Origin of the sequence: Pseudemcibacter sp., assembly GCF_965661635.1 — a bacterium.
GTDB lineage: Bacteria > Pseudomonadota > Alphaproteobacteria > Sphingomonadales > Emcibacteraceae > Pseudemcibacter.
Genome location: NZ_CBFIEP010000038.1, coordinates 1 through 2,339 on the forward strand (window position 1 = coordinate 1; position 2,339 = coordinate 2,339).

The following is a 2,339-nucleotide window of genomic DNA, read 5'->3' on the forward strand; positions in this document are numbered from 1 at the left end:
TAGACCGCATGCGTCCCCACTCATGGACGTTCGGGACGCCGGCGGTTTATTACAGCGTGCAGGCTTTACTCTGCCTGTCGTCAATACGGAACGTATAACTGTAACCTATTCAAATGCCTTTGCTTTAATGAAAGAATTAAAGGGGATGGGCGAAAATAATGCACTCATCAAGGGTTATAAAGGTCTGACCACCGCTGCACATATGATGAGAGTAGCGGAAATCTATTCCGAAGACTTTGCCAATGAAGACGGAAGAATTCCCGTCACATTCGATATTTTATATTTCCAAGGGTGGTCCCCCCATGAAAGCCAACAAAAGCCGTTGAAACCCGGTTCAGCGAAAATGTCCTTAAAAGACGCGCTTGGAAAAACCCCACCGATCCAAAACGAAGAACCATCATAGAAAATCACGGATCATCGCGAGCAGTGGCTTATCCGCAGGCGGCATTGGATACTCCTTAAGTTCATTAATTTTGACCCATTTCAAGGCTTGGCCCTCTTTAGCGGTCACAAATCCATCCCACTTACGGCATAGAAAAACTGGCATCAATAAATGAAAATCATCGTAACGATGTGATGCAAATGTAAATGCGGCAAGACAACTTTCCGTGGTATCAATACCCAATTCTTCTTTTAACTCTCTAATAAGCGCTCGTTCTGGCGTTTCGCCCGGTTCAATTTTACCACCCGGAAATTCCCAAAGACCCGCCATATTTTTGCCTTCGGGGCGTTGCGCAATAAGTATTCTTCCGTCAACATCAACCATTACTACAGCCGAAACCGTAATAAGTTTTACCGGATCTGTCGGCCATCCACCAGGTGGGTCAGGACAAAATTCATTCATAAGCTTTCCTAACTTCTATAATCTGCATTGATGGTAATATATTCATGGGTTAGATCACACGTCCACACGGTCGATTGACCGCTTGCGATACCCACATCTACGGCAATATCAATTTCCTGTCCTTTTAGATGCGACGTAAAATAGTCTTCATCATATCCGTCCACGGCCATGCCGCTTTCAGTTACTTTTTGCCCACCGATAGTAATATTCAATTTATCACGATCCGCTTTTTCACCTGCTTTACCCACCGCCATTACAATACGCCCCCAATTTGCGTCTTCTCCTGCTATCGCGGTTTTTACCAATGGTGAATTCGCGATGCTTAACGCGATTTTTTTGGCTGCACTGTCATTTTCCGCGCCGATTACGTTAATGCTGATAAATTTACTGGCGCCTTCGCCGTCGCGAACAATTTGATGAGAGAGATCAAGCATTAGTTCGGTAAGCTTTTTCTTAAAATCATTTAATCTTTCATCCGCAATGTCATTGATAGGGTTTTCTTTACCCGTTGCAAAAAGTAAAACGGTATCTGAGGTCGAAGTATCACTATCTACGGTAATACTATTGAAGCTTTCATCACATGTTTCTTTTAAAAGCATCTGTAGGACATCTTTTTCAATCGCCGCATCAGTGAAAATAAAGCCTAACATTGTCGCCATATCAGGGGCAATCATTCCAGAACCCTTAGTAATACCATTGATCGTAACCTTTTGATCACCAATCATTGCCGTTTTTGTTGAAAGTTTCGCAAATGTATCCGTTGTCAAAATGGCTTTCGCAGCAGCATTCCAGTTGTTTTTCGCTAAATTTTGACCTGTATCTCCGATATGCGCAATGATCCGCTTTTCATCAAGCACCTCACCTATCACACCTGTTGAAGCGACATAAACTTCTTCTTCTTCGCAATTAAGCTCATCCGCAACGGCTTTAATCGTCGAAAACATGGCGTTATCACCCGCCGTACCTGTAAAAGCATTGGCATTGCCCGCATTAACAAGCAATGCTTTTGCTTTTTTATTTTTCGATACTATATCTCTACACCAGCCAACCGGCGCAGAAAAACATTTAGATGTAGTAAACACGCCTGCAATTACTGCTCCGTCAGGGATAGAAATTAACAATAAATCGTCTCGTCCTTTATATTTCATTTCCGTTGCAGCCGTACCTATTAGGACACCGTCAAGTTCGGGTAGAGTCGGAATATGAGTAGGGGCTAATGGAGACTTTTTGGTCATATTAAATACCGTCAATTATTATGAATTATGAATTTATTCCTTATATAGGCCTTGAAATAACGCTATGTCCATATTTTCTCTTAAAAATTTCACTATTATATCCATCAAACATTGACAGATGGCACGGACAATCTTATGTCTGCTACTCATATATATTGATTAAAAATGAACGGTTAGCAAAAACACGCGACCGCATGGGAAAAAATAATGCTGGGATTTTCGAATATTGCCAAAAAGATTTTTGGTACATCAAACGAAAG

General features: G+C 41.9%; 2 protein-coding genes and 1 pseudogene. 1 reads left to right on the forward strand and 2 read right to left on the reverse strand.

Annotated features, from left to right (window positions below; all coding sequences use genetic code 11):
- Positions 1–403, forward strand: a pseudogene (locus ACTF6W_RS02680) (SAM-dependent methyltransferase); the annotation flags it as partial.
- Here the strand turns inward: ACTF6W_RS02680 and mutT are convergent.
- Positions 398–844, reverse strand: a complete 447-nt coding sequence (gene mutT, locus ACTF6W_RS02685; protein WP_438992993.1) for an 8-oxo-dGTP diphosphatase MutT — start codon at positions 842–844, stop codon at positions 398–400. The pseudogene ACTF6W_RS02680 and the gene mutT overlap by 6 nt on opposite strands.
- Before the next feature lie 8 nt (positions 845–852).
- On the reverse strand, positions 853–2,079 hold the full coding sequence (gene argJ / locus ACTF6W_RS02690) for a bifunctional glutamate N-acetyltransferase/amino-acid acetyltransferase ArgJ (protein ID WP_438992994.1): 1,227 nt from the start codon (positions 2,077–2,079) through the stop codon (positions 853–855).
- Positions 2,080–2,339 lie beyond the last annotated feature (260 nt).